The organism is Streptomyces sp. DF42 (genome assembly GCF_058267695.1).
Genome location: NZ_CM177859.1, coordinates 1,572,127 through 1,596,986 on the forward strand (window position 1 = coordinate 1,572,127; position 24,860 = coordinate 1,596,986).

General features: G+C 66.1%; 16 protein-coding genes and 3 rRNA genes. 4 read left to right on the plus strand and 15 right to left on the minus strand.

Annotated features, from left to right (window positions below; translation table 11 throughout):
* Nucleotides 1-35: 35 nt before the first annotated feature.
* From ACYUED_RS07120 to ACYUED_RS07175, 12 genes are all read right to left on the minus strand, one after another.
* Nucleotides 36-680, minus strand: coding sequence for a MerR family transcriptional regulator (locus ACYUED_RS07120; RefSeq protein WP_491291446.1), 645 nt, complete (start codon nt 678-680; stop codon nt 36-38).
* A 208-nt stretch (nt 681-888) separates the two neighbouring features.
* Nucleotides 889-1,362: a bifunctional nuclease family protein gene (locus ACYUED_RS07125; protein ID WP_026281837.1), complete on the minus strand. Its 474-nt coding sequence runs from the start codon at nt 1,360-1,362 to the stop codon at nt 889-891.
* An 85-nt stretch (nt 1,363-1,447) separates the two neighbouring features.
* Nucleotides 1,448-2,185, minus strand: a complete 738-nt coding sequence (gene ftsR / locus ACYUED_RS07130) for a transcriptional regulator FtsR (protein ID WP_491291447.1) — start codon at nt 2,183-2,185, stop codon at nt 1,448-1,450.
* A gap of 21 nt (nt 2,186-2,206) precedes the next feature.
* Nucleotides 2,207-3,112 carry a zinc-ribbon and FHA domain-containing protein gene (locus tag ACYUED_RS07135; protein ID WP_491291448.1) on the minus strand — a complete coding sequence of 302 codons (906 nt, stop codon included), beginning with the start codon at nt 3,110-3,112 and terminating at the stop codon, nt 2,207-2,209.
* A 64-nt stretch (nt 3,113-3,176) separates the two neighbouring features.
* Nucleotides 3,177-4,043: a DUF881 domain-containing protein gene (locus ACYUED_RS07140; protein WP_491291449.1), complete on the minus strand. Its 867-nt coding sequence runs from the start codon at nt 4,041-4,043 to the stop codon at nt 3,177-3,179.
* Between the two features lie 5 nt (nt 4,044-4,048).
* Nucleotides 4,049-4,381: a small basic family protein gene (locus ACYUED_RS07145; protein WP_003988855.1), complete on the minus strand. Its 333-nt coding sequence runs from the start codon at nt 4,379-4,381 to the stop codon at nt 4,049-4,051.
* Nucleotides 4,378-5,283, minus strand: a complete 906-nt coding sequence (locus ACYUED_RS07150) for a DUF881 domain-containing protein (protein WP_491291450.1) — start codon at nt 5,281-5,283, stop codon at nt 4,378-4,380. Before ACYUED_RS07150 ends, ACYUED_RS07145 begins: the two co-directional genes overlap by 4 nt.
* 107 nt (nt 5,284-5,390) lie before the next feature.
* Nucleotides 5,391-7,886 carry a sugar phosphate nucleotidyltransferase gene (locus ACYUED_RS07155; protein WP_491291451.1) on the minus strand — a complete coding sequence of 832 codons (2,496 nt, stop codon included), beginning with the start codon at nt 7,884-7,886 and terminating at the stop codon, nt 5,391-5,393.
* Nucleotides 7,887-8,001: 115 nt separating this feature from the next.
* On the minus strand, nt 8,002-8,610 hold the full coding sequence (clsA, locus tag ACYUED_RS07160; RefSeq protein ID WP_266586126.1) for a cardiolipin synthase ClsA: 609 nt from the start codon (nt 8,608-8,610) through the stop codon (nt 8,002-8,004).
* Nucleotides 8,611-8,721: 111 nt separating this feature from the next.
* Nucleotides 8,722-8,838, minus strand: a 5S ribosomal RNA gene (gene rrf / locus ACYUED_RS07165).
* Between the two features lie 95 nt (nt 8,839-8,933).
* Nucleotides 8,934-12,051: ribosomal RNA gene (locus tag ACYUED_RS07170) — 23S ribosomal RNA — on the minus strand.
* Nucleotides 12,052-12,367: 316 nt separating this feature from the next.
* Nucleotides 12,368-13,893, minus strand: a 16S ribosomal RNA gene (locus tag ACYUED_RS07175).
* The 16S, 23S and 5S rRNA genes sit together here, the layout of an rRNA operon.
* 559 nt (nt 13,894-14,452) lie before the next feature.
* Here ACYUED_RS07175 and ACYUED_RS07180 point away from each other — a divergent pair.
* The gene (locus ACYUED_RS07180; protein ID WP_491291452.1) at nt 14,453-14,902 is read left to right on the plus strand and encodes a PTS sugar transporter subunit IIA; all 450 of its coding nucleotides are present in this window, start codon (nt 14,453-14,455) and stop codon (nt 14,900-14,902) included.
* 78 nt (nt 14,903-14,980) lie between these two features.
* A complete protein-coding gene (gene ptsP / locus ACYUED_RS07185; protein WP_491291453.1) occupies nt 14,981-16,651 on the plus strand; it encodes a phosphoenolpyruvate--protein phosphotransferase in 1,671 nt (556 codons plus the stop codon).
* 81 nt (nt 16,652-16,732) lie between these two features.
* Here the strand turns inward: ptsP and ACYUED_RS07190 are convergent, their stop codons facing one another.
* Nucleotides 16,733-17,626, minus strand: a complete 894-nt coding sequence (locus tag ACYUED_RS07190) for a DUF8829 domain-containing protein (protein ID WP_491291454.1) — start codon at nt 17,624-17,626, stop codon at nt 16,733-16,735.
* A gap of 22 nt (nt 17,627-17,648) precedes the next feature.
* Entirely contained in the window at nt 17,649-18,863 is a 1,215-nt protein-coding gene (locus ACYUED_RS07195) for an MFS transporter (protein ID WP_491291455.1), read from the minus strand.
* 112 nt (nt 18,864-18,975) lie between these two features.
* On the opposite strand from ACYUED_RS07195, the gene ACYUED_RS07200 reads away from it, so the two are divergent.
* A complete protein-coding gene (locus ACYUED_RS07200) occupies nt 18,976-20,295 on the plus strand; it encodes an aminotransferase class I/II-fold pyridoxal phosphate-dependent enzyme (protein WP_491291456.1) in 1,320 nt (439 codons plus the stop codon).
* Between the two features lie 8 nt (nt 20,296-20,303).
* On the opposite strand, the gene ACYUED_RS07205 is transcribed toward ACYUED_RS07200, so the two are convergent.
* Entirely contained in the window at nt 20,304-22,280 is a 1,977-nt protein-coding gene (locus tag ACYUED_RS07205) for an acetoacetate--CoA ligase (RefSeq protein ID WP_491291457.1), read from the minus strand.
* Nucleotides 22,281-22,493: 213 nt separating this feature from the next.
* On the opposite strand from ACYUED_RS07205, the gene ACYUED_RS07210 reads away from it, so the two are divergent.
* A complete protein-coding gene (locus ACYUED_RS07210; RefSeq protein ID WP_491291458.1) occupies nt 22,494-24,851 on the plus strand; it encodes a glycoside hydrolase family 31 protein in 2,358 nt (785 codons plus the stop codon).
* Nucleotides 24,852-24,860: the final 9 nt, after the last annotated feature.

Genomic DNA, 24,860 nt, shown 5'->3' on the forward strand with positions numbered 1-24,860 from the left:
CCGTCCGAGCGCCCCGCGGCCCTCGGGACAGTCGCTCAGACCGCCCGGTTTCGCCGCCGCGCCAGCTCGTCCGCCGGGTTGTGCCCGATCAGGGTCTCGCCGGTGTCGATCCGCTCGCCGTGCAGTTGCGAGAGGGCACTCTCGACGTCCCGCCACACCACACCGACGGCGATCCCGAAGATGCCCTGGCCGCCCTGGAGCAGCGCGTGCACCTCGTCGGGCGAGGTGCACTCGTGGACCGTGGCACCGTCGCTCATCAGCGTCATGCGCTCCAGGTCCCGGAAGCCGCGCTCACGCAGGTGCTGTACCGCCGTGCGGATGTTCTGCAGCGACACACCGGTGTCCAGGAACCGCTTGACGATCTTCAGGACGACGACGTCCCGGAAGCTGTACAGCCGCTGCGTCCCCGACCCGCTCGCGGGCCGCACACTGGGTTCGACGAGGCCGGTGCGGGCCCAGTAGTCCAGTTGGCGGTAGGTGATGCCGGCGGCCGCGCAGGCCGTCGGGCCGCGGTAGCCGATCTGCTCCAACGCCATGGACGTCGCCCCTCCGCTGCTCGGCACACCCGCCGGTCGCTGCGGAGCGTGATCGGCCGCGCTGCCGTGAAGCGGGTACGGGCCACTGTCCCCGAGACTGCGTCCCGAGGCACCCCCAGCCGTACCGTCGCCGCTGCTTCTCACGCCGACCTCCGTCCTTGACCTGCCCCCTCGACGGTAGGCAGCCACCAGTGGTGCGTCAACGACCGCCACACTCGGCACGCCGAGTGATAATCACCCTAAGAGTGGTTTCCCGCACCCAACCGCGGGGAAAGGCTAGCCGAATGCCCTCGCAGGGGCCGCAGGACGCACCCACTCGCCACCGGCACTTGCCGGCATGTGAGGCGCGCCCTCACTGGCTGCTGGACCCGAAGTCCTCCGGCGAGATCTGGTCGAGGAACTCGCGGAACTTCTCCACCTCGTCCTCCTGCTCGTCCGGGATCGCGATGCCCGCGTCGTCGAGCACGCCGTCGCTGCCGTAGATCGGCGTTCCGGTGCGCAGGGCCAGCGCTATGGCGTCGGACGGACGGGCACTGACCTCGACCCCGCTGGCGAAGACCAGCTCCGCGTAGAAGACGCCCTCACGCAGATCCGTGATGCGTACTTCGGTGAGTTCCTGGCCGACGGCCTCCAGCACGTCCTTGAACAGGTCGTGGGTCAGCGGTCGGGCGGGGGCCATGCCCTGCTGGGCGAAGGCGATCGCCGTCGCCTCCCCCGGTCCGATCCAGATGGGGAGGTAGCGGTCGCCTCCCACTTCACGCAGGAGCACGATCGGTTGGTTGGAGGGCATTTCGACCCGGACACCTACGACATCGAGCTCGTTCACACAGCAACCCTAGGACGTGCCCGGGATGTTTGGGTAGTCGGGCAGAGAACGGGGGGACGATCCGGCCTTCGCGCACCCGCCGGAGTCACGGCAGCCGCACGCCCAGCGCGGTCTGTACGAGCGCAGCGTGCAGCTTCACCGTGAGCGCCGCCAGCTCCTTCGTACGGGCCTGGGCATGCGCCCTCGTCTGTGGATTGCGGTGGCGCTTCAACGGAGCCACCACCTGGTCCACGAGACCTGCCTCACGGTCGGCGGCCGCCTTCATGGCCCTCAGGTGCCGCGGTTCGATCCCGAACCGCCCCAGTTCCACGACGAGCGACGCCACGGTCACCGTCTCCGCGTCGTACGCCCCGTCCGGCAGCGGAGCGACGAGTCCGTACGACTCCCACTCCTCGAGCTCCTGCTCACCGATCCCGGCGGCCGCGAGCAGCTCGGCCCGCCCGATCCGGGCCGCCGTGGGCCCCTCGGACGGCTCCAGCAGGGCCTCTCCGTCCCGCTGACGCCCCACGGCGGGCAGGGGTACGGCTTCACCGCGCTCCACGGCGTCCAGGTGCTCACGGATCACCTTGAGGGGCAGATAGTGGTCCCGCTGCATCCTCAGGACGTGGCCGAGACGCTCGACGTCGGCCGCGCAGAACTTGCGATACCCCGAAGGGGTGCGCTGCGGCTCGATGAGCCCCTCCGACTCCAGGAAACGGATCTTGGAGATGGTGACTTCGGGAAACTCTTCACGAAGCACGTTCAGCACCGTGCCGATGCTCATCAGACCACTGTCCGTGGCGGCGGTACCGTGCCCGGCACCGCCGCTCGGTGTTCTAAGCATGGGCATTCCCTGAGGGAGGGGTCAGTAGCCCCGCTGGCTCGCATAGAAGACCAGTCGGTACTTGCCGATCTGGACCTCGTCGCCGTTGTTCAGACCGACCTGGTCGATCCGCTCGCGGTTGACGTACGTGCCGTTCAGGCTGCCCACGTCGGCCACCGTGAACGCGCCGTCCGCACCGCGGCGGAACTCCACGTGACGGCGCGAGACCGTCACGTCGTCCAGGAAGATGTCACTCTGTGGATGACGCCCGGCCGTGGTCAGGTCGCCGTCCAGCAGGAAGCGGCTGCCCGAGTTCGGTCCGCGGCGCACGACGAGAAGCGCGGAGCCCAGGGGCAGCGCGTCGACGGCCGCCTGCGCCTCGGGAGAGAGCGCCGGCATCTGCGTCTGTCCGGTCACCTCGGCGTCGTAGGCCTCGATACCGGAGATGGAGATCGTGGACGTCGTCTCGGACGGCCGCTCGGGAGTCGCCCCTGCCCGCAGCGGCGCACCGCAGTTGGAACAGAAGCGGCTGTTCTCCGCGTTGCGGTTACCGCACCTCGTACACACCAGGGCCGACATAGGGGAAAACCCTCCACCCGTACTTGAGGTTGACGGTTGCCCGAAACCTATGCCGCCGGACTGCGCAGGGTCAACAGACGGCGCGCCCTGACCTCCGGAAATGTCGCCGCCCGGACCAGGAATCTGGTCTCGGAACAGCGGGCGCTGGCCCTCCGCGTCGGGCTGCGCGCGATGACGAGCGGTCGCATTGGCGCTGTCCTCTCGCGCGTTCCTGCCGAACAACTTCGCAAACAACTTCACGGGCGATTCCCCTTGACCGAAACAGACCCGCCCGTGGGGCAGGACGAACCCTGATTGCATACACCGGCCGACCCGGACATCCTCACAACGTCCGTATCCACCAGACAGTTTCCACCACGCACCACCCATTCGGTGCGCCGACCCCCCGCAACCTCATGCCCCTGCCGGACGTCGCCCATGCACCGCCGGTTCACTAGGAGGACGACCGAGCGTAGTCAGGCCGCTTCGCCGCTCGCAAGGCGTCCACGACGATCTTGGTCGACCGCTCGACGGTCACGGTGGCCTGCTCCTTCTCCAGAGTCTGCACCACGCCTCCAGGAATGTTGAGCGCCGGCTCCAGGTCCTCCGGCTTGCCGATGACCTTGAAACGATAGGGCGCGTTGATCTTGTTCCCGTCGACGCTCACGCTCTTGCCGGAGTCGGTGAGATACGTGCCGGCCACGACGCGTACGCCGTTCACCTGGATCGCCTCGGCACCGGCCGCGCGCAGCTCCTGGATCGCGTCGAGCAGCATGTCCGCCTTGACCGTCCCCTTCTTGTCCTCGATCGTCATCGTGATGCCGGGACCCTGCGCGGCCACCGTGCCCGCCAGAATGCCGAGTTGCTTCTCCTTCTCGACGGTCTGCTTGCGGGCCTCCTCGGCCTGGTCGGAGCTGTTCTCCAGCTCGTCGCGCTGCTTCTCCAGTCCCTGCTTCTCGTCCTCAAGACGCTGAGTACGGTCGTCGAGTTCATCCAAGATGCGAACGAGATCTTCCTGACGCGCGCCGCGCAGGGCGCTGTCACTGTTGCTGTTCGAGGCCACCTGGACGGCCAGACCGAAGCCCAGGCCGAACAGCAGGACGGCGACGATGAGTTGGGCACGGGTGAGGCGCGGCGGCCACAGCCCCTTCACCAGCCGCTGCCGCCCGGTCTGAGCCGGCTGCCCCTTCTCGGGGTTCTCCTCGGGGCTTTCCGTGAGGATCTCCTCGGGGGCTGCCGCGGCCTCGGGAGCCGTCGCGGGGACCTCCTTCGGGAGTTCCTTGCGCAGCCTGTTCTCCGGCGTCTCTTCCTGGTCGCTCATCGGCCTCACGCCCGGAACACATGACGCCGGATCGCCGCGGCGTTCGAGAAGATACGGATACCGAGCACCACGACGACACCGGTGGACAACTGGGCGCCCACGCCCAACTTGTCCCCCAGGAACACGATCAGCGCGGCCACGACCACGTTGGACAGGAACGACACCACGAAGACCTTGTCGTCGAAGATCCCGTCGAGCATGGCCCGCAGACCACCGAAGACGGCGTCGAGCGCCGCGACGACGGCGATCGGCAGATAAGGCTCGACGACCGCCGGAACCTCAGGCCGGACCAACAGTCCGGCCACGACTCCCACGACGAGGCCCAGTACGGCGATCACGATGTGCCTTTCTCAGTTTTCACGGTGCTCGGCTGTGCAGTACGGACGATCACACTCGGTGCTGCGGGCAACCGGAGGTCGCTCTCCACGGAGATGCTGGTCCGGATGCCGTAGTTCTCCTGCAGGGCGTGCAGATACAGCCCGTCGGCACCGTTCTGGAACCTGGTGCTCAGCTGTTTGCCGTTCCCCACGGCGAGCACCGTATAAGGCGGAACCAGTGGCTTGTTGTCGACCAGTATCGCGTCTCCCGCGGCCCTGATCGCCGACAGCGCGGTCAGCCGCTGACCGTTGATGGAGACGGCCTCGGCCCCCGACTCCCACAGCCCGTTGGCCACGCGCTGCATGTCGCGGTCGCGCACCCGCCCGGTGTCTGAGAAGTCCGAGGTCTCGCGCGGGTCGCCGTTTCCGCCGCTGGTGGCTTCCTTGGCGTCGTTCACGACGAGTTTCACGCCGGGACCGTGCACTTGCACCGCACCCGACAGAAGGCCCACCAGCTCGCTCTTGTCTCCGCCGCCGCTGTGCTTCAGGGCCTCCCGCTGCCGCGCGCTCACGTCGTCGCGCAGTGTGTCCACGGAGCCTTCCAGCTTGTCCGCCGCCGCGGTCTCGCGGTCGATGCGGTCGATCAGCTCCCCGCGCTCCTTGGCGACGACGGGAGCCGCCACGCGCGCCTGCGCCGCTCCGACAGTCACAACGAGAGCCGCGAGCACCAGCCCGGCGGCCAGGCCGAGCCTGGCCTGGAGGGTCTTCGGCATGCCGCCCGCGCCCTCGGCCTTCTTCCGGGCGGCCGCCTCGGCGTAGCCGTCGTCGAGGCTGTGGTCCATGACGTTGGTGAGCAGCGACATGGAGGCGTCCGGGCGCGATGATCGCGTGGGTGTGCTCCGAACGGGGGGCGGCTGCGGCATGCAGCACATCGTCGCACGTCGCGACCACTACCTCCGAATGGCCCCACTCGCATGCCGGACAGGCCCCGTTGGGGACATCTGTCCGGCACGCGCGTGTGCTGAGCTTTTCAGCGCCCTGCGCTGTCCACGACCGCCGACCACTCGTCGAGCAGAGCCTGTGCGGAGGCGTCGTCCGGCCCTTCCGCCCACAGGTGGGTGACCGCCTCAGCCGGGTCGGGCAGGACCATCACCCAGCGCCCGTCGGTCTCCACGACCCGCACGCCGTCGGTGGTGTCCACGAAGCGGTCTCCGGCCGCTTCCACCACCCGCCGCATCACGAGCCCCTTGACGGCCCAGGGGGTCGCCAGATCACGCTTCAGGACGTGCGCACGCGGAATCCGCGCGTCGATCTGGCTGAGGGTGAGCTGCGTCCTCGCCACCAGCCCGATCAGCCGTACGAAGGCAGCCGTACCGTCGAAGACACTGCTGAACTCCGGGACGATGAAGCCGGCCTTGCCGTCGCCGCCGAAGATGGTCGAGTCGTCGCCGCCGACCCGTGTCAGATCGTCGGGCGAGGTCGTCGTCCACTCCACCTGTGTCCCGTGGTAGGCCGCCACCTGCTCGGCGATCCTCGTCGTGGTCACCGGCAGTGCCACCCGCCCGCTGCGCCGCTCGGCGGCCACCAGATCGAGCATGACGAGCAACGCACGGTCGTCCTCGACGATCCGCCCCTTCTCGTCGACCAGCGACAGCCGCTCGCCGACCGGGTCGAACCGCACCCCGAAGGCGGCCCGCGAGGACGCCACGATCTCACCGAGCCGCACCAGCCCGGACCGCCGGACATCGGCGGTCTCAGTAGGCCGCGACTCATCGAGCCCCGGGTTGATTGTCAACGAGTCCACGCCGAGCTTGCCGAGCAGGCTGGGCAGGACGAGACCGGCACTGCCGTTCGACGCGTCGACGACGACCTTCAGTCCGGACTCCTTGATCCCGGTCGTGTCGACATTACGCAGCAGCGACCCCGTGTACGAGTCGAAGACGCTGGCGGGGAAGTGCAGATCCCCGATCTCACCGGGGAATGCCCTGCGGTACTCCTGCCGTGCGAACACCCGGTCCAGCTTGCGCTGGCTGCCCTGGGACAGATCGGCGCCGTTCCCGTCGAAGAACATGATGTCCACGGAGTCCGGCACCCCGGGCGTGGTCCGGATCATGATCCCGCCGGCACTGCCCCGCGCGGTCTGCTGCCGGGCGACGGGCAGCGGTACGTTCTCCAAGTCGCGTACGTCGATCGCGCTGGCCTGCAGAGCGGAGATGACCGCCCGCTTCAGGGCACGCGCGCCACGGGAGTGGTCGCGGGCCGTGGTGACGGTGGAGCCCTTCTTCAGGGTCGTCGCATAGGCGCCGGCGAGCCGCACCGCGAGTTCTGGCGTGATCTCGACGTTCAGGATGCCGGAGACGCCACGAGCGCCGAAGAGATGCGCCTGCCCCCTGGACTCCCAGATCACCGAGGTGTTGACGAAGGCGCCGGCCTCGATGGTCTTGAACGGGTAGACCCGCACATTGCCCTGAACGATCGATTCTTCACCGATGAGGCACTCGTCGCCGATGACCGCGCCGTCCTCGATCCGTGCGGCACGCATGATGTCGGTGTTCTTTCCCACGACACAGCCGCGCAGATTGCTGTGCTGTCCCACGTAGACGTTGTCGTGCACCACGGACTTGTGCAGGAAAGCGCCGCTCTTCACGACGACGTTCGAGCCCACAACCGAGTGCTCGCGAATTTCGGCGCCGGCCTCGACCTTCGCGTAATCACCGATGTAGAGGGGTCCGCGGAGAACGGCATCGGGATGTACTTCGGCGCCTTCCGCCACCCACACACCCGGAGAGATCTCGAACCCGTCGATGTCGACGTCGACCTTGCCCTCCAGAACGTCGGCCTGCGCCTTCACATAGCTTTCGTGCGTGCCGACGTCCTCCCAGTAGCCCTCGGCGACGTAGCCATAGATCGGCTTGCCCTCCTTCATCAACTGCGGGAAGACATCCCCGGACCAGTCGACCGGCACATCAGGCTCGACATAGTCGAAGACCTCGGGCTCCATGACATAGATGCCCGTGTTCACGGTGTCGGAGAAGACCTGGCCCCAGGTCGGCTTCTCAAGGAAGCGCTCGACCTTGCCTTCTTCATCGACGATGGTGATACCGAATTCCAGCGGATTGGGCACACGCGTCAGACACACAGTGACAAGCGCACCCTTTTCCTTGTGGAAGTTGATCAGCTCGGTGAGGTCGAAGTCGGTCAGGGCATCACCGGAGATGACGAGGAAAGCATCGTCCTTCAACGCCTCTTCCGCGTTCTTGACGCTCCCTGCGGTACCGAGTGGCTTCTCCTCGTTGGCATAGGAGAGCTCCATTCCGAGCTCTTCGCCGTCACCGAAATAGTTCTTGACCAATGAGGCCAGGAACTGGACAGTTACGACGGTCTCGTTCAGCCCATGCCTTTTGAGCAGCCGTAGCACATGCTCCATGATCGGGCGGTTGGCCACGGGCAGGAGCGGCTTGGGCATGCTTGAGGTCATGGGGCGAAGGCGTGTGCCTTCGCCTCCGGCCATCACGACGGCCTTCATGTCGGAAGCGTCCTCCTCAAAGAGACGACGGTCTAGCCGACTTCACCCATCCAGATTGTCCCGCACTTTTCCGCCGAGGGCCATCGAGCCGCTACGGCCGCAGGATTCGGCGAGTTCAATCGGCCATGGCGTCCGCACGGACCAGGCGGCGGACTTGTACCACGTAGAGGACTCCTGCCCACCAGTAGAGCGTTGTACCCCATCCTGCGAACGCCCATCCGAAAATAGCAGCGAGTGACGAGATCCATCCGGTCCCGTCACTGAGGAGGAGCAACGGGAAGGCGTACATCAGGTTGAACGTGGCTGCCTTCCCCAGGAAGTTCACCTGCGGCGGCGGATAGCCGTGCCGCCTGAGGATGCCCACCATGACCAAGAGAACCAGCTCCCGCGCCAGAAGTAGAGCGGTCAACCAGATCGGCAGAATCTCGCGCCAGGTGAGACCTACCAAGGTGGAGAGAATGTAGAGCCGGTCGGCTGCCGGGTCGAGGAGCCGACCGAGGCTGCTGATCTGGTTCCAACGCCGCGCGAGCTTGCCGTCGAGGTAGTCGCTGACTCCACTCAGAGCCAGCACCAGCAGCGCCCACCCGTCACTCTTGGGGCCTCCGAACTCAGGCCTGAGAACCAGCCACAGGAAGACGGGCACGCCGGCGAGACGAGCCATGCTAAGGATGTTGGGGATGGTGAGGACCCGGTCTGTCTGTACGCGGGTCTCCTGGACCTCCACCCGGGAGCCTCCTGTGGGAAAACGTGCCAACGATGCTCCCTGACCTTACCCCAACGCAAAAAAGCTCTGGCTCTTGGGCTTGTGTGCCCAAGAGCCAGAGCTCTAAAAGGAGTTCGGCGGCGTCCTACTCTCCCACAGGGTCCCCCCTGCAGTACCATCGGCGCTGTAAGGCTTAGCTTCCGGGTTCGGAATGTAACCGGGCGTTTCCCTCACGCTATAACCACCGAAACACTATGAAACTGTTGAACCTGCCGCACCGTTGTCGTGGCCCGACAACGGGGCTGTTCGTGGTTTCAGAACCAACACAGTGGACGCGAGCAACTGAGGACAAGCCCTCGGCCTATTAGTACCGGTCACCTCCACCCATTACTGGGCTTCCAGATCCGGCCTATCAACCCAGTCGTCTACTGGGAGCCTTACCCCATCAAGTGGGTGGGAATACTCATCTCGAAGCAGGCTTCCCGCTTAGATGCTTTCAGCGGTTATCCCTCCCGAACGTAGCCAACCAGCCATGCCCTTGGCAGAACAACTGGCACACCAGAGGTTCGTCCGTCCCGGTCCTCTCGTACTAGGGACAGCCCTTCTCAATATTCCTGCGCGCGCAGCGGATAGGGACCGAACTGTCTCACGACGTTCTAAACCCAGCTCGCGTACCGCTTTAATGGGCGAACAGCCCAACCCTTGGGACCGACTCCAGCCCCAGGATGCGACGAGCCGACATCGAGGTGCCAAACCATCCCGTCGATATGGACTCTTGGGGAAGATCAGCCTGTTATCCCCGGGGTACCTTTTATCCGTTGAGCGACGGCGCTTCCACAAGCCACCGCCGGATCACTAGTCCCGACTTTCGTCCCTGCTCGACCCGTCGGTCTCACAGTCAAGCTCCCTTGTGCACTTACACTCAACACCTGATTGCCAACCAGGCTGAGGGAACCTTTGGGCGCCTCCGTTACTCTTTAGGAGGCAACCGCCCCAGTTAAACTACCCATCAGACACTGTCCCTGATCCGGATCACGGACCCAGGTTAGACATCCAGCACGACCAGACTGGTATTTCAACGACGACTCCCCCTGAACTGGCGTCCAGAGTTCACAGTCTCCCAGCTATCCTACACAAGCCGAACCGAACACCAATATCAAACTGTAGTAAAGGTCCCGGGGTCTTTCCGTCCTGCTGCGCGAAACGAGCATCTTTACTCGTAGTGCAATTTCACCGGGCCTATGGTTGAGACAGTCGAGAAGTCGTTACGCCATTCGTGCAGGTCGGAACTTACCCGACAAGGAATTTCGCTACCTTAGGATGGTTATAGTTACCACCGCCGTTTACTGGCGCTTAAGTTCTCAGCTTCGCACGCCCGAAAGCGCACTAACCGGTCCCCTTAACGTTCCAGCACCGGGCAGGCGTCAGTCCGTATACATCGCCTTACGGCTTCGCACGGACCTGTGTTTTTAGTAAACAGTCGCTTCTCGCTGGTCTCTGCGGCCACCCCCAGCTCAGACAGAAAATGTCATCACCAGTGATGGCCCCCCTTCTCCCGAAGTTACGGGGGCATTTTGCCGAGTTCCTTAACCATAGTTCACCCGAACGCCTCGGTATTCTCTACCTGACCACCTGAGTCGGTTTAGGGTACGGGCCGCCATGAAACTCGCTAGAGGCTTTTCTCGACAGCATAGGATCATCCACTTCACCACAATCGGCTCGGCATCAGGTCTCACCCACATGCCATCCGGATTTACCTGGATGACGGGCTACACCCTTACCCCGGGACAACCACCGCCCGGGCTGGACTACCTTCCTGCGTCACCCCATCACTCACCTACTACAAGTCTGGTCCGTCGGCTCCACCACTTTCCATTCCCCGAAGGGTCCGGAACGGCTTCACGGACTTAGCATCGCCTGATTCAATGTTTGACGCTTCACAGCGGGTACCGGAATATCAACCGGTTATCCATCGACTACGCCTGTCGGCCTCGCCTTAGGTCCCGACTTACCCTGGGCAGATCAGCTTGACCCAGGAACCCTTAGTCAATCGGCGCACACGTTTCTCACGTGTGTATCGCTACTCATGCCTGCATTCTCACTCGTGAACCGTCCACCACTGCCTTCCGGCGCGGCTTCACCCGGCACACGACGCTCCCCTACCCATCACAGCGGGCGTTGGCCCTCATGCTGCAATGACACGACTTCGGCGGTACGCTTGAGCCCCGCTACATTGTCGGCGCGGAATCACTAGACCAGTGAGCTATTACGCACTCTTTCAAGGGTGGCTGCTTCTAAGCCAACCTCCTGGTTGTCTGTGCGACTCCACATCCTTTCCCACTTAGCGTACGCTTAGGGGCCTTAGTCGATGCTCTGGGCTGTTTCCCTCTCGACCATGGAGCTTATCCCCCACAGTCTCACTGCCGCGCTCTCACTTACCGGCATTCGGAGTTTGGCTAAGGTCAGTAACCCGGTAGGGCCCATCGCCTATCCAGTGCTCTACCTCCGGCAAGAAACACACGACGCTGCACCTAAATGCATTTCGGGGAGAACCAGCTATCACGGAGTTTGATTGGCCTTTCACCCCTAACCACAGGTCATCCCCCAGGTTTTCAACCCTGGTGGGTTCGGTCCTCCACGAAGTCTTACCTCCGCTTCAACCTGCCCATGGCTAGATCACTCCGCTTCGGGTCTTGAGCGCGCTACTAAAACGCCCTATTCGGACTCGCTTTCGCTACGGCTTCCCCACTCGGGTTAACCTCGCAACACACCGCAAACTCGCAGGCTCATTCTTCAAAAGGCACGCAGTCACGAGAATGTGCAAGCACATTCCGACGCTCCCACGGCTTGTAGGCACACGGTTTCAGGTACTATTTCACTCCGCTCCCGCGGTACTTTTCACCATTCCCTCACGGTACTATCCGCTATCGGTCACCAGGGAATATTTAGGCTTAGCGGGTGGTCCCGCCAGATTCACACGGGATTTCTCGGGCCCCGTGCTACTTGGGTGTCTCTCAAACGAGCCGCTGATGTTTCGACTACGGGGGTCTTACCCTCTACGCCGGACCTTTCGCATGTCCTTCGCCTACATCAACGGTTTCTGACTCGTCTCACGGCCGGCAGACCGTAAAAGAGAGATCCCACAACCCCGTATACGCAACCCCTGCCGGGTCTCACACGCATACGGTTTGGCCTCATCCGGTTTCGCTCGCCACTACTCCCGGAATCACGGTTGTTTTCTCTTCCTGCGGGTACTGAGATGTTTCACTTCCCCGCGTTCCCTCCACTTGCCCTATGTGTTCAGGCAAGGGTGACAGCCCATGACGACTGCCGGGTTTCCCCATTCGGACACCCCCGGATCAAAGCCTGGTTGACGACTCCCCGGGGCCTATCGTGGCCTCCCACGTCCTTCATCGGTTCCTGGTGCCAAGGCATCCACCGTGCGCCCTTAAAAACTTGGCCACAGATGCTCGCGTCCACTGTGCAGTTCTCAAACAACGACCAGCCACCCATCACCCCGCCACACTCGGCGAGTTCACTGGGGCCGGCACTGAAGGCAGCTAACAATCAGCCGTACCCTCAGACACCCAACAGCGTGCCCGGCACCCCCCACCACTCATGATCAGCTTTCCACGCCCCGAAGAGCAGTACTCACAGCCTGAGATGACCGAAGATGCCGAATAATCAACGTTCCACCCATGAGCAACCACCGTCGAACGTGTGCCGACGTAATGGCCCTGGACCACCAGGCACGCCTGGCGGTCTAGATGCTCCTTAGAAAGGAGGTGATCCAGCCGCACCTTCCGGTACGGCTACCTTGTTACGACTTCGTCCCAATCGCCAGTCCCACCTTCGACAGCTCCCTCCCACAAGGGGTTGGGCCACCGGCTTCGGGTGTTACCGACTTTCGTGACGTGACGGGCGGTGTGTACAAGGCCCGGGAACGTATTCACCGCAGCAATGCTGATCTGCGATTACTAGCAACTCCGACTTCATGGGGTCGAGTTGCAGACCCCAATCCGAACTGAGACCGGCTTTTTGAGATTCGCTCCACCTCACGGTATCGCAGCTCATTGTACCGGCCATTGTAGCACGTGTGCAGCCCAAGACATAAGGGGCATGATGACTTGACGTCGTCCCCACCTTCCTCCGAGTTGACCCCGGCGGTCTCCTGTGAGTCCCCATCACCCCGAAGGGCATGCTGGCAACACAGGACAAGGGTTGCGCTCGTTGCGGGACTTAACCCAACATCTCACGACACGAGCTGACGACAGCCATGCACCACCTGTACACCGACCACAAGGGGGGCACCATCTCTGATGCTTTCCGGCGTATGTCAAGCCTTGGTAAGGTTCTTCGCGTTGCGTCGAATTAAGCCACATGCTCCGCTGCTTGTGCGGGCCCCCGTCAATTCCTTTGAGTTTTAGCCTTGCGGCCGTACTCCCCAGGCGGGGAACTTAATGCGTTAGCTGCGGCACCGACGACGTGGAATGTCGCCAACACCTAGTTCCCACCGTTTACGGCGTGGACTACCAGGGTATCTAATCCTGTTCGCTCCCCACGCTTTCGCTCCTCAGCGTCAGTAATGGCCCAGAGATCCGCCTTCGCCACCGGTGTTCCTCCTGATATCTGCGCATTTCACCGCTACACCAGGAATTCCGATCTCCCCTACCACACTCTAGCTAGCCCGTATCGAATGCAGACCCGGGGTTAAGCCCCGGGCTTTCACACCCGACGTGACAAGCCGCCTACGAGCTCTTTACGCCCAATAATTCCGGACAACGCTTGCGCCCTACGTATTACCGCGGCTGCTGGCACGTAGTTAGCCGGCGCTTCTTCTGCAGGTACCGTCACTTTCGCTTCTTCCCTGCTGAAAGAGGTTTACAACCCGAAGGCCGTCATCCCTCACGCGGCGTCGCTGCATCAGGCTTTCGCCCATTGTGCAATATTCCCCACTGCTGCCTCCCGTAGGAGTCTGGGCCGTGTCTCAGTCCCAGTGTGGCCGGTCGCCCTCTCAGGCCGGCTACCCGTCGTCGCCTTGGTGAGCCATTACCTCACCAACAAGCTGATAGGCCGCGGGCTCATCCTTCACCGCCGGAGCTTTCAACCACCACCCATGCGAGTGACAGTGATATCCGGTATTAGACCCCGTTTCCAGGGCTTGTCCCAGAGTGAAGGGCAGATTGCCCACGTGTTACTCACCCGTTCGCCACTAATCCACCCCGAAGGGCTTCATCGTTCGACTTGCATGTGTTAAGCACGCCGCCAGCGTTCGTCCTGAGCCAGGATCAAACTCTCCGTGAATGTTGTCCCGTAATCGGGATGACACCACGAGAGCGGAACAGCCGGGCGGAATAAGCCCAGCCGTTCACAGCGTCCTCGCTGTGTTTTGCTTCAAAGGAACCTCGACCACCGGAAGATTCCGGCGGACGGGGTATCAACATATCTGGCGTTGATTTTTGGCACGCTGTTGAGTTCTCAAGGAACGGACGCTTCCTTTGTACTCACCCTCTCGGGCTTTCCTCCGGGCGCTTCCCTTCGGTGTTCCAAACTCTATCAGTGTTTTTCCGGCCCCCTGACCACGCTCCTGCGGGCATGCAGAAGGTGACCCCGGGATAGGATCTGACAAGTATGGGTGCTGCTGAGCAAGGACACTTGGTCGCGCCGCTCGGTCTCAAGCAGGAGTACGACTGTACACGGGGCCGGGAAGCAGGGGCAAATCGATTGAGCTGGTGGTCTAGACCACTATCCGGTATCTTTCATGCGGAACCGGTTACTTCGTATGACCTAACCTGCTCCACAGTGCGCCGTCCCATACAGGTAGTGACGGCCCAAGTGGATCTCCACCTCTGGGAGGCTTCCCATGACCACCGTGACGTCCCCGATCGCAGGACGCGCCATCGGACTGGCAGCAGTGCCGGATCCGGTCTTCTCCGGGGCCATGGTCGGCCCGGGTACCGCGATCGATCCCGTGCGCGAGCCTTCCGAGGCCGTTGCCCCCGTGGACGGAGTCATCGTCTCCCTCCATCCCCACGCTTTCGTCGTGGTCGACGAGCAGGGTCACGGAGTACTTACCCACCTCGGCATCGACACGGTGCAGCTGAACGGCGAGGGTTTCGAGTTGCTCGTCAACAAGGGCGACACCGTGACACGGGGACAGGGCGTGGTGCGCTGGAACCCGGCCGCCGTGGAGGCCGCCGGCAAGTCGGCGGTCTGCCCGATCGTGGCGCTCGAGGCCGCTGCCGAGGCTCTCACCGAACTTCGTGACGACGGCGACGTGAAGGCCGGCGACAGCCTTTTCGTCTGGAAGTGACCTCAGTGCCGTCGCATGACGGCAGGTAGGACAACAACCGCGGCGGCGGGACCCGCCGCACTATCGGAGACGGGTGAGATGGAGACAACGCTGCGAGGCGTCGGTGTGAGCCATGGTGTGGCGATCGGCGAGGTTCGGCACATGGGAACGGCGGTACTCGAGCCGCCTGCCAAGCAGATTCCGGCGGAGGACGCGGAGCGTGAACAGGGGCGCGCTCGCCAGGCCGTGGAAGCTGTGGCGGCCGACCTGATGGCCCGCGGTAATCTGGCCGGGGGCGAAGCCCAGGCGGTGCTCGAAGCGCAGGCCATGATGGCCCAGGACCCCGAGTTGATGGCGGATGTCGAGCGGCGTATCGCCGTGGGGAGTACGGCCGAGCGCGCTGTTTACGACGCCTTCGCCGCGTACCGCGCCCTGCTGGCCGGTGCCGGTGAGTACCTCGCCGGTCGTGTGGCCGACCTGGACGACGTGCGGAATCGTATCGTCGCCCGGTTGCTCGGGGTGCCGATGCCGGGCGTCCCGGACAGCGACGAGCCGTACGTTCTTATTGCACGCGACCTTGCGCCTGCCGACACGGCTCTGCTCGACCCGACCCTGGTCCTGGGTTTCGTCACCGAGGAGGGCGGGCCGACCAGCCACAGCGCGATTCTGGCGCGGGCGCTCGGTGTGCCGGCTGTGGTGGCGCTGCCGGGCGCCGGTGAGCTCGCCGAGGGCACCGTGATCGCGGTGGACGGCAGCACCGGCGAGATCTTCGTGAACCCGAGCGCCGAGAAGAAGGCGCAGCTGGAGGCCGCGGCCGCTGAGCGCAAGGCCGCGCTCGCTGCCACGACGGGGCCCGGCGCCACCTCCGACGGTCACAAGGTGCCGTTGCTGGCCAACGTCGGCGGTCCCGCCGACGTGCCGGCCGCTGTCGAGGCCGGGGCCGAGGGCGTCGGTCTGTTTCGCACCGAGTTCCTCTTCCTGGACGACAGCAAGAACGCCCCCTCTGAAGAGAAGCAGGTCGAGGCCTACCGGCAGGTGCTCGAGGCGTTCCCAGAGGGCCGTGTCGTAGTACGGGTGCTGGACGCCGGTGCGGACAAGCCGCTTGACTTCCTGACGCCTGCCGACGAGCCGAACCCGGCGCTCGGTGTGCGGGGTCTGCGGACGCTGCTCGACCACCCGGAGGTACTGCGCACCCAGCTGACAGCGCTCGCGAAGGCTGCCGAGGGTCTGCCGGTCTACCTCGAGGTGATGGCTCCGATGGTGGCGGACCGTGCCGACGCCAAGGCGTTCGCGGACGCGTGCCGTGCGGCGAGGCTGCAGGCGAAGTTCGGCGCGATGGTGGAGATCCCTTCGGCCGCGCTGAGGGCTCGGTCGATTCTGCAGGAGGTCGAGTTCCTGTCTCTGGGGACCAACGACCTCGCGCAGTACACATTCGCCGCCGACCGTCAGGTCGGCGCGGTGTCCAGGCTGCAGGATCCGTGGCAGCCCGCGCTGCTCGACCTGGTCGCGTTGTCAGCCGAGGCGGCGAAGGCCGAGGGCAAGAGCTGCGGAGTCTGCGGTGAGGCCGCGTCCGACCCGCTGCTCGCGTGTGTGCTGACTGGTCTGGGTGTCACCTCCCTTTCCATGGGTGCGGCGTCAATTCCTTACGTCCGGGCCACGCTGGGCAAGTACACGCTGGCCCAGTGCGAGCGTGCGGCTGAGGCAGCCCGGGCCACGGAGAGCGCCGAGGAGGCGCGCAACGCGGCTCAGGCGGTGCTGTCCGGCGAGTAGTCGGGCAGAGATCGGCTGTTGTTTCGCCGGTGGCTGTCAGTGAGGGGCGCTTCATCCATGGATGAAGCGCCCCCTTTTGCTTCAGTGGCGGTGTCCCGGCTCCGGTCCCTCCTGCCCGAGGTCGGGCGGTACGCAGTAGTCCACGTCCGATTCCGGGGAGATCAGGTCTCCGGAATCGATGTCGGTGCAGTAGGCGTCGAACACCTCCCCTGCCGTGAGGGCTTCGAGGCCCTCTCCGCGCAGGCGCCATCCGTAGACACGGTCGGTGGCCCCGGGGGCGCTGGTGCGCATCACGAGTCCGCCCGGGCTCTGGGTGGCGATGCCGAGGGCCAGGACCGTGGTGAATTCGAGGGCTTCGGCCTCGTCGAGTCGTAGGGCACTGTGGTCGTCCTGATCGGCGTGCAGCACGGAGAAGAGGGTTTCCGGCGTTGCGAAGACGCTGCACACGAGGTGGCGGTTGCCCGGTCCTGCTGTGTCCAGGATGCGTACGAGGAGGTGGGAGGCGCGGGTGAAGGCCGCGCGGCCGATGTCCTCGCCGCAGGAGGCGCAGGCGCCGAGGCGGGCGAGGAGGGTGGACGCGTACTCCCGGGTGGCCTGGCGAACGGCTTCGTCGACAAGGGCCGGGACGAGGTCGGCCAGGGGCTGGCCTTCGTAGGGAAGCAGCGGTCCTGTTGTGGCCAGTTCGGCGGTGAAGCGTGTGCGGCTGGACTGGACGTCAGGGTCGAGGCCCGTGTCCTCGCAGAATGCGGCGTACTCCTGCGGGTCGAAGAGGGCAACGGTGGTGTGGTTGCCTTGGGCGGCGCGCGTCTTGAGGAGAGCCTCCACTTGCTGGAGATAGCTGGTGTGGTTGTCGAAGGCGAAGCTGCGGTAGCGCCGCATGGCGCGGAAGTCGTGTTCGTCGGTGAGCAGGCCGATGGTGCCCGCGATTTCGCGCCGCAGGACGCGTCGCATGGTCTGGTGGTCGGTGTGCGCCATCTTTCCCCCTGTGCACGGTCGATCAATGCTCACTCACAGTAATCGGCGGCACTGACAATGACGTGTGGGTGAGGGCATCGCGGACCAGGCGGTGCTGAACTACGCAGGTCAAGGCGATTACGGTGCCGAAGCAGGCCCAGCCGGCCGGGCCGGCGGCTATGGCCGCGGTGACTGCGAGTGGTCCGATGCTGCGTTGGGCGGACTGGGCCAGGCCGTGCACACCGAGGTAAGCGCCCTGCGCCGTGCCGGGGGCGAGGGCGACGGACAGTTCCCAGGAAATGGTTGCGTGGAGCATCTCGGCCACCGTGAAGGCGGCTGCCGCGGCGGTCAGGAACAGGGTCGCGGTGACGGCGCCGCTCGTGGCCGAGAACGCCATGGCAAGGCCACCGAGGGCGAAGGCGGCCGACAGCGGGACCAGGAGCCTGCGAGCGGCCGCAGTGGTGATCCCGAAGCGGGCCAGGGGGACCTGGAGGGCCACCACCATCACGTTGTTGAGGACCATCAGCAGGGGCGCGAGGCCGTGTGGTGCGGTGTCCGTGTGCGCGATCCAAAGAGGCAGGCCGACTTTGAAGACCGCGTCGTCGAGGAAGAGAACGGTTTCGGTGGACACGTAGGCGAGGTAGGTGCGGTCGCGCCAGGGGCTTGCGCTTGTCGGCTTGGTTTTCGGTGCCGGGGACTTCGAGGTGGTCACCGTGCGGGACGGGGACGGGGGTTCGTCGCAGCGCAGGGTGAGCAATGCGGAGGCGAGGAACGACACGGCGTCGCCGGCCAGGAGCCACTGGTAGGCCGCTGAGGTGCCGAACGCCAGGGCCGCTGCGGCGGCGAGGCCTCCCAGGGCCCATCCGGCGTTGGCGACGGTGCGCTGGACGGCCTGGTAGCGGACGCGGTCCGGTCCTGCCACCCGGGTGGCGTACAGCCTGGTGAGGACGCTCGCCGCGCGGTCGCCGAGGCTGCCGACTGCGGAGAAGGTGAGGAGCAGTCCGAAGTCGTTCGTGGTGAGGAGCGCCAAGGAGGCCAGCGCGCGCAGGAGTTGGACGACGAGCAGCACGCGGGTGAGCGGGAACCGGTCGGCGATGCGACCGCCAAGAGGTGCGCCGGCGATACCGATGGCTCCGGCGGTCGCGGCGAGCGTGCCGACCTGAGCGACCGAGAGGCCCGAGACGTAGGTGAAGTACAGGACTGACACGGAGGCCCAGAGTCCGCTTCCGGTCCGGTCGACGAGCGCGATGACGAGCATTCTGCGTCCGTCGCGGCCTCCGGGTATCCGGCTCGACCATGCGGCTGCGCGGTACGTCCGTTGCACTGCTCCCCCCTTGCCTTCGATTATGTACTGATACATAATTTCCAACGTGGCAACACAATATGGGATCACTGGTACGACAGCCAAGGGAATTGCCGCGTCCGTCGAACGGGCCGTGGCGGAGGGATCCTTGGGGCCCGAGGCCGCGCTGCCTCCCGTGCGACGGCTCGCGGACGACCTCGGGGTCAGTCCCGGTACGGTCGCCACGGCTTACAAGGAGCTGCGCCGACGTGGAATCGTCGTCACGCGCGGGCGGGGCGGGACCGTGGTGGCGTCCGCTCCCGCGGTGGCGTCACGTCGGCCGCCCAAAGTGCCCGAGGGGCTGCGGGACCTGTCCGGTGGGCACCCCGATCCCTCGCTCCTTCCCGCTCTCGCCCCCCCGTCTCGTCTGTCACCCGGGGTCAGAGCGCACCGCTCGATGCCCCGACTGGCACGACTGGAGGAGGTCGTGCGCGACTGGATCGGGCCCGAGGGTGTGCCGGTGGCCCACGTGACCTTCGCGCACGGAGCGCTGGACCTGATCGGCCGGCTTCTGTCCGTGGAGTTGCGGCCCGGCGATGCCGTGGCCATGGAGGACCCCGGATACCACCATCTGCTGGATCTGGTCACTGCTCTGGGGCTGCGGATCGTCCCGGTTGCCGTGGACGACGAGGGTCTACGTCCCGACGCCGTGCGCAGGGCGCTGCGGGCGGGTGTCCGGGCCCTGGTGTGCAGTCCACGGGCGCAGAACCCGTACGGCGGCTGCTTCTCGGCTGTACGCCGGGACGCACTTCTGGAAGTGCTCCGTGAGGAACCCGATGTGCTGGTCGTCGAGAACGACCACGCGTCGGAGGTCTCCGGCGCTCCCCTCCGCTCGCTGACCGGCGGTGGATTGACGCGCTGGGTGCATGTGCGGACGGTGAGCAAGTTCCTGGGCACCGACCTGCGGTGGGCGGCGGCGGCCTGCGATGCGACCACGCTGGCCCGCCACGACGGCCGGCTGCTGCTGACGTCGGGCTGGGTCAGTCACCTGCTCCAGGAAATCGTGCACGGGCTGCTGACGGATGCCGCCACGCGCGCGTTGGTGACATCAGCTCAGGAGACGTACGCGCTGCGCCGCGGCGCTCTGCTCGACGAGCTGAGCGGGCGCGGAATCGATGCCCATGGGGCGAGCGGAATGAATCTGTGGGTGCCCGTGCAGGACGAGTCGGCCGTGGTGAACGGGCTGCGCTCGTACGGCTGGTGGGTCGCGGCCGGGGCCAGGTTCCGTTCGTCGTCGCCACCAGGGGTGCGGATTTCCGTGGCGGCGCTCGCGCCGACCGACGCGGCGCGGCTGGCCTCGGACTTCGCTGCCGTGCTCGGCGAGTCCGAGGCCACCTACGGTGGTTGAGCGGCGTCTCAGGAGCGCTTACGGGCGAGATCCTCGTAGAAGTGCAGCAGATCCAGGTTGTCGATCGAGCCGGGGTTGACTGCCTTCTCCAGTGGAGTGCCCTGGAGGAGGCGCTTGACCGGCACCTCGATGCGCTTGCCGGTGAGGGTGTGCGGAATGCCGGGAACTTCGATGATCTCGTCGGGGACGTGGCGCGGTGAGAGCTGTTCCCTGATGGTCTGCTTGATGCGGCCCAGCAGGGCGGCGTCCAGGGGTGTGCCGGGGGCCAGGTGCACGAAAAGGGGCATCCAGTAGCCGCCGTCGGGCTGTTCGACCCCGATGACGAGGGATTCCCTGATCTCGGGGATGCGCTCGACGGCCTCGTAGATGTCCGCGGAGCCCATGCGCACGCCCTGGCGGTTGAGCGTGGAGTCGGAGCGGCCGTGGATGACGACGGAGCCGCGGGAGGTGACGGTGATCCAGTCGCCGTGGCGCCACACGCCGGGATACGTGTCGAAGTAGCTGTCCTGGTAGCGGCTGCCGTCGGGGTCGTTCCAGAAGCGGATCGGCATCGAGGGCATGGGGTTGGTGACCACGAGCTCGCCGACCTCGTCGATCACCGGTTTGCCGCTCGGGTCCCAGGACTGCAGATCGGTGCCGAGGCCGGGGGCCTGGAGCTCGCCGACGTACACCGGGAGGGTCGGTACGGCTCCTGCGAAGCAGGAGCACACGTCGGTGCCTCCGCTCACGGACGCGATCCACAGATCGGCCCCGCTCTCCGCGAACTCGTCGTGCAGCCAGCGGAAGCCGTCGGGTGGCAGCGGGGATCCGGTGGTGGCGACGCACTTCACCCTGGACAGGTCGAAGTCACGCGCTGGGTGCACGCCGGCCTTGCGGCAGGCCATGACGTACGCCGCCGAGGTGCCGTAGAGGGTGGCTCCGGTCCGTTCGGCGATGCGCCACTGGGCGCCCGTGTCCGGGAAGCCGGGGCTGCCGTCGTAGAGCACGATCGTCGTCCCGGTGAGGAGGCCGGAGACGAGGAAGTTCCACATCATCCAGCCGGTCGACGTGTACCAGAAGAAACGGTCCTCGGGGCCCAGGTCGCAGTGCAGGCCGAGCTGTTTGAGGTGTTCGATCAGAATGCCGCCCTGGGACTGGACGATGGCCTTGGGGAGGCCGGTCGTGCCCGAGGAGTAGAGCACCCATAGAGGGTGGTCGAAGGGGATCTGTTCGAAGACGGGCTCCACGTCGGCGCCGGTCAGGGCCGACCATTCAAGGGCGTCCTCGGGGGGTTCGGTGCCGAGGAGCGGGATGTGGACGAGGGCACGCAGCGTGGGCAGTTCTCGGCGCAGCTCGGCGACGATGTCGCGGCGATCGTGCTCCTTGCCTCCGTAGCGGTAGCCGTCGACGGTGAACAGGACGACCGGTTCGACCTGCTGGAAGCGGTCGAGGACGCTGCGGGCGCCGAAGTCGGGGGCGCAGGACGTCCAGACACCGCCCACGGCCGCTGTGGCGAGGAAGGCGACGACGGCCTGCGGGATGTTCGGGAGGTAGCCGCTGACGCGGTCACCGGGGCGTACGCCGAGGGCGCGCAGCTCGGCTGCCAGGGAGCCGACCTGGCGGTGCAGCTCGGACCACGTCACCGGGCGCGGTTCGTGTGTCTCGTCGACGTACAGGAGGGCGGGTTCGTCCGCGCGGGTCGCGGCCGCGCGCAGGGCGTGCTCCGCGTAGTTCAGCGTCGCTCCGGGGAACCACTGCGCACCCGGCATCGAGCGGTCGCCGAGCACGCGCGCGTAAGGAGTCGAAAACCGTACGTCGAACCACTGGGTGACGGCTTTCCAGAACGTCTCCAGTTCGTCGACGGACCAGCGGTGCAGTGCCGCATAGCCGCCCTCGGCAGGGGCGCCGTGGTGCTCGGCCGCCCAGGCCTGGAATTCTGTGACCTGCGCCCGGGCGCGACGTTCCGGATCTGGCTGCCAGAGTGGCTGGGGGTTCACGGTCGACATGGGGCGGCTCCCGGACTGTGCGCGTCGTGTGCGTCTGGCGCGCACGTGCTGGGGTGTGCGCGTGACGCGGCTGACACGGACGATGCCATGTGATCGACTTCTACACTAGGGCGCGACCCACATAGTCCGTCCCGTGAAGATGTGGTCCCGGCACGGGTGAACGGCAGTTGAACGGCACACACGCGTGGGGCGTTCAATGGCAGGGTGAGCAGCATGGACGGTCGTGACCTGGTGCGTTCGATAAAAGCGGTCGGTTCTTCGGAGGCGGCCCAGAGGTTGCGTATCGTGCGAGCCGCATGGCGCAGGAGGCGTGCGGACGCCTCCGCCCTGCCGTCGCGAGGCGCCGAGCGCGCGCGGGTGCCCGGGCCCGTGCAGGAGGTGGAGCCCGGCCCGGGTGGTGGCATCGTCCGGTTCAGCCGTTCCGAGCTGCGCATCGTCGTTGCGGTGAACGGAGCGGTCTTCTGGGGCTGGGACGGGGCCTCTCCCGAGCCGTCGTACGCGTTGGCGGGCCGCTGCCCGGAGCCGGATCCCCGGGCGGTCCTGGAGCCGGACAAGGACGGTGGCTGGCGGGTCGTGGCCGAGCGGGTGACGGTCGTCGTCTCGCGGCACGGAGCCGTCGAGGTTCGTACGCCCGGTGGTGTGACCCTGCGCCGCGATCTGCCGCCCCGGTGGTGGGAGCCGGTCGACGGTGGCACGGCACGCTGGATGCAGCGGTCGGAGGTGGCCGCGGACGCGCGGTTCTTCGGGCTCGGGGGGCGGTCGTCGGGACCTCGGCTGCGCGAGGGAACGTACCGCTTGTGGAACACGGATCCGGGCCACGCGTTCGGTCCCGGAGACGATCCCCTGTACCTCACGATGCCCGTGCAGCTGGTGGCGGCGGACGCGGCGACGCATCTCGTGTTCCACGACACCTCCTGGGACGGCACGGTGACACTGCGGGAGGGCGAGGAGGGCGCCGGTTCCGGGCACGACCGGGCAGGGACCTCCGAGCTGCGCATGGACGGCGGCCCGTTGCGCTGCTGGGTGATCGTGGGCACCCCCGCGCGCGTGCTGCTCGTCTGGGCCTCGCTGACGGGTGCACCGGCGCTCCCGCCCGCGTGGGCGCTGGGTCATCACCACGCGCGCTGGGGCTTCGGCAGTGAGCAGGAAGTGCGGCGGATCGTCTCCGGCTACCAGGAGCGCGGGCTGCCGCTCGACGCAGTCCATCTGGACATCGACCACTACGACGAACACCAGGTGTTCACCGTCGACCACGAGCACTTTCCCCAGCTGCCGGTGCTGGCCGAGGAGCTGCGGCGGGACGGGATCCGGCTGGTGTCGATCGTCGACCCTGCGGTCGGCGCCGCCGAGGGCAACGCGGTGTACGACAGCGGGACGGCCGAGGACGCGTTCGTGCGGGACGCCTCGGGGCGGGTCGTACGAGGGGTGGTGTGGCCCGGGGAGGCGGCGTTCCCGGACTTCACCCACGCGCGCGTGCGCGCATGGTGGGGTCGTCTGTACGAGGAGCGGCTCGGCCAGGGGTTCTCAGGGTTCTGGCACGACATGAACGAACCCACATCGTTCACGGCCTTCGGGGAGACGACGCTGCCTCGGTCGGCCAGGCACTCGCTCGAAGGCCGAGGCGGGGACCACCGGGAGGCGCACAACGTCTATGCGCTGTGCATGGCAAGGGCAGGCTACGAAGGGCTGCGCGAACTGGCTCCCCAGGAGCGGCCGTTCATCTTCTCGCGCTCCGGTTGGGCCGGCATGCAGCGCTACGGGGGCGCGTGGTCCGGTGACGTGGCCACGGGCTGGCCGGGGCTGCGGGCCTCGTTGTCACTGGTCATGGGGCTAGGGCTGTGCGGGGTGCCGTATTCGGGACCGGACGTGGGCGGTTTCGACGGGAGTCCGTCGCCCGAGCTGTATCTGCGATGGTTCCAACTGGGCGCGTATCTGCCGCTGTTCCGGACGCATGCGAGTATGCGTGCGGGGCGCAGGGAGCCTTGGGAGTTCGGTGCCGAGGTGCTGGAGCACGCGCGCGTGGCGCTCGTCGAACGGCGGCGGCTGCTGCCGTACTTCATGACGCTCGCGCACCTGGCCCGTCGCACGGGCGCGCCCTACGTGCGGCCGCTGTGGTGGTCGGCGCCGGAGGACCGTGCGCTGCGCGACTGTGAGGACGCCTTCCTGCTGGGCGACTGCCTGTTGGTGGCGCCGGTACTCGATCCGGGCGCGGACCGGCGTGCGGTGCAGCTGCCCCGTGGGCGCTGGTACGACACAGTGACCGAGCAGGTGTACGAGGGGCCGGGACAGGTGCTCCTCGATGCCCCCTTGTCGCGGATTCCGGTGCTCGCACGCGCGGGTGCCGTCGTCCCCGTGCGCGGGGACGACGGCGGGTTGGAACTGGAGGTGTGGGCGCCCGCCCAGGGGCAGACCGGGAGCGGACTGGTGGTGCAGGACGCGGGCGACGGGTGGGACGAGCCGGAACTCGAGCGCTACGTTGCCCGTTGGACGGGGGGACGGCTGGTGGTCGAGCGGGAGGACGAGGGCGGCGCGAGCGAGCCGCCCTACCCGGTGCGCGTGCGCGGGCTCTAGGAGAGCTGA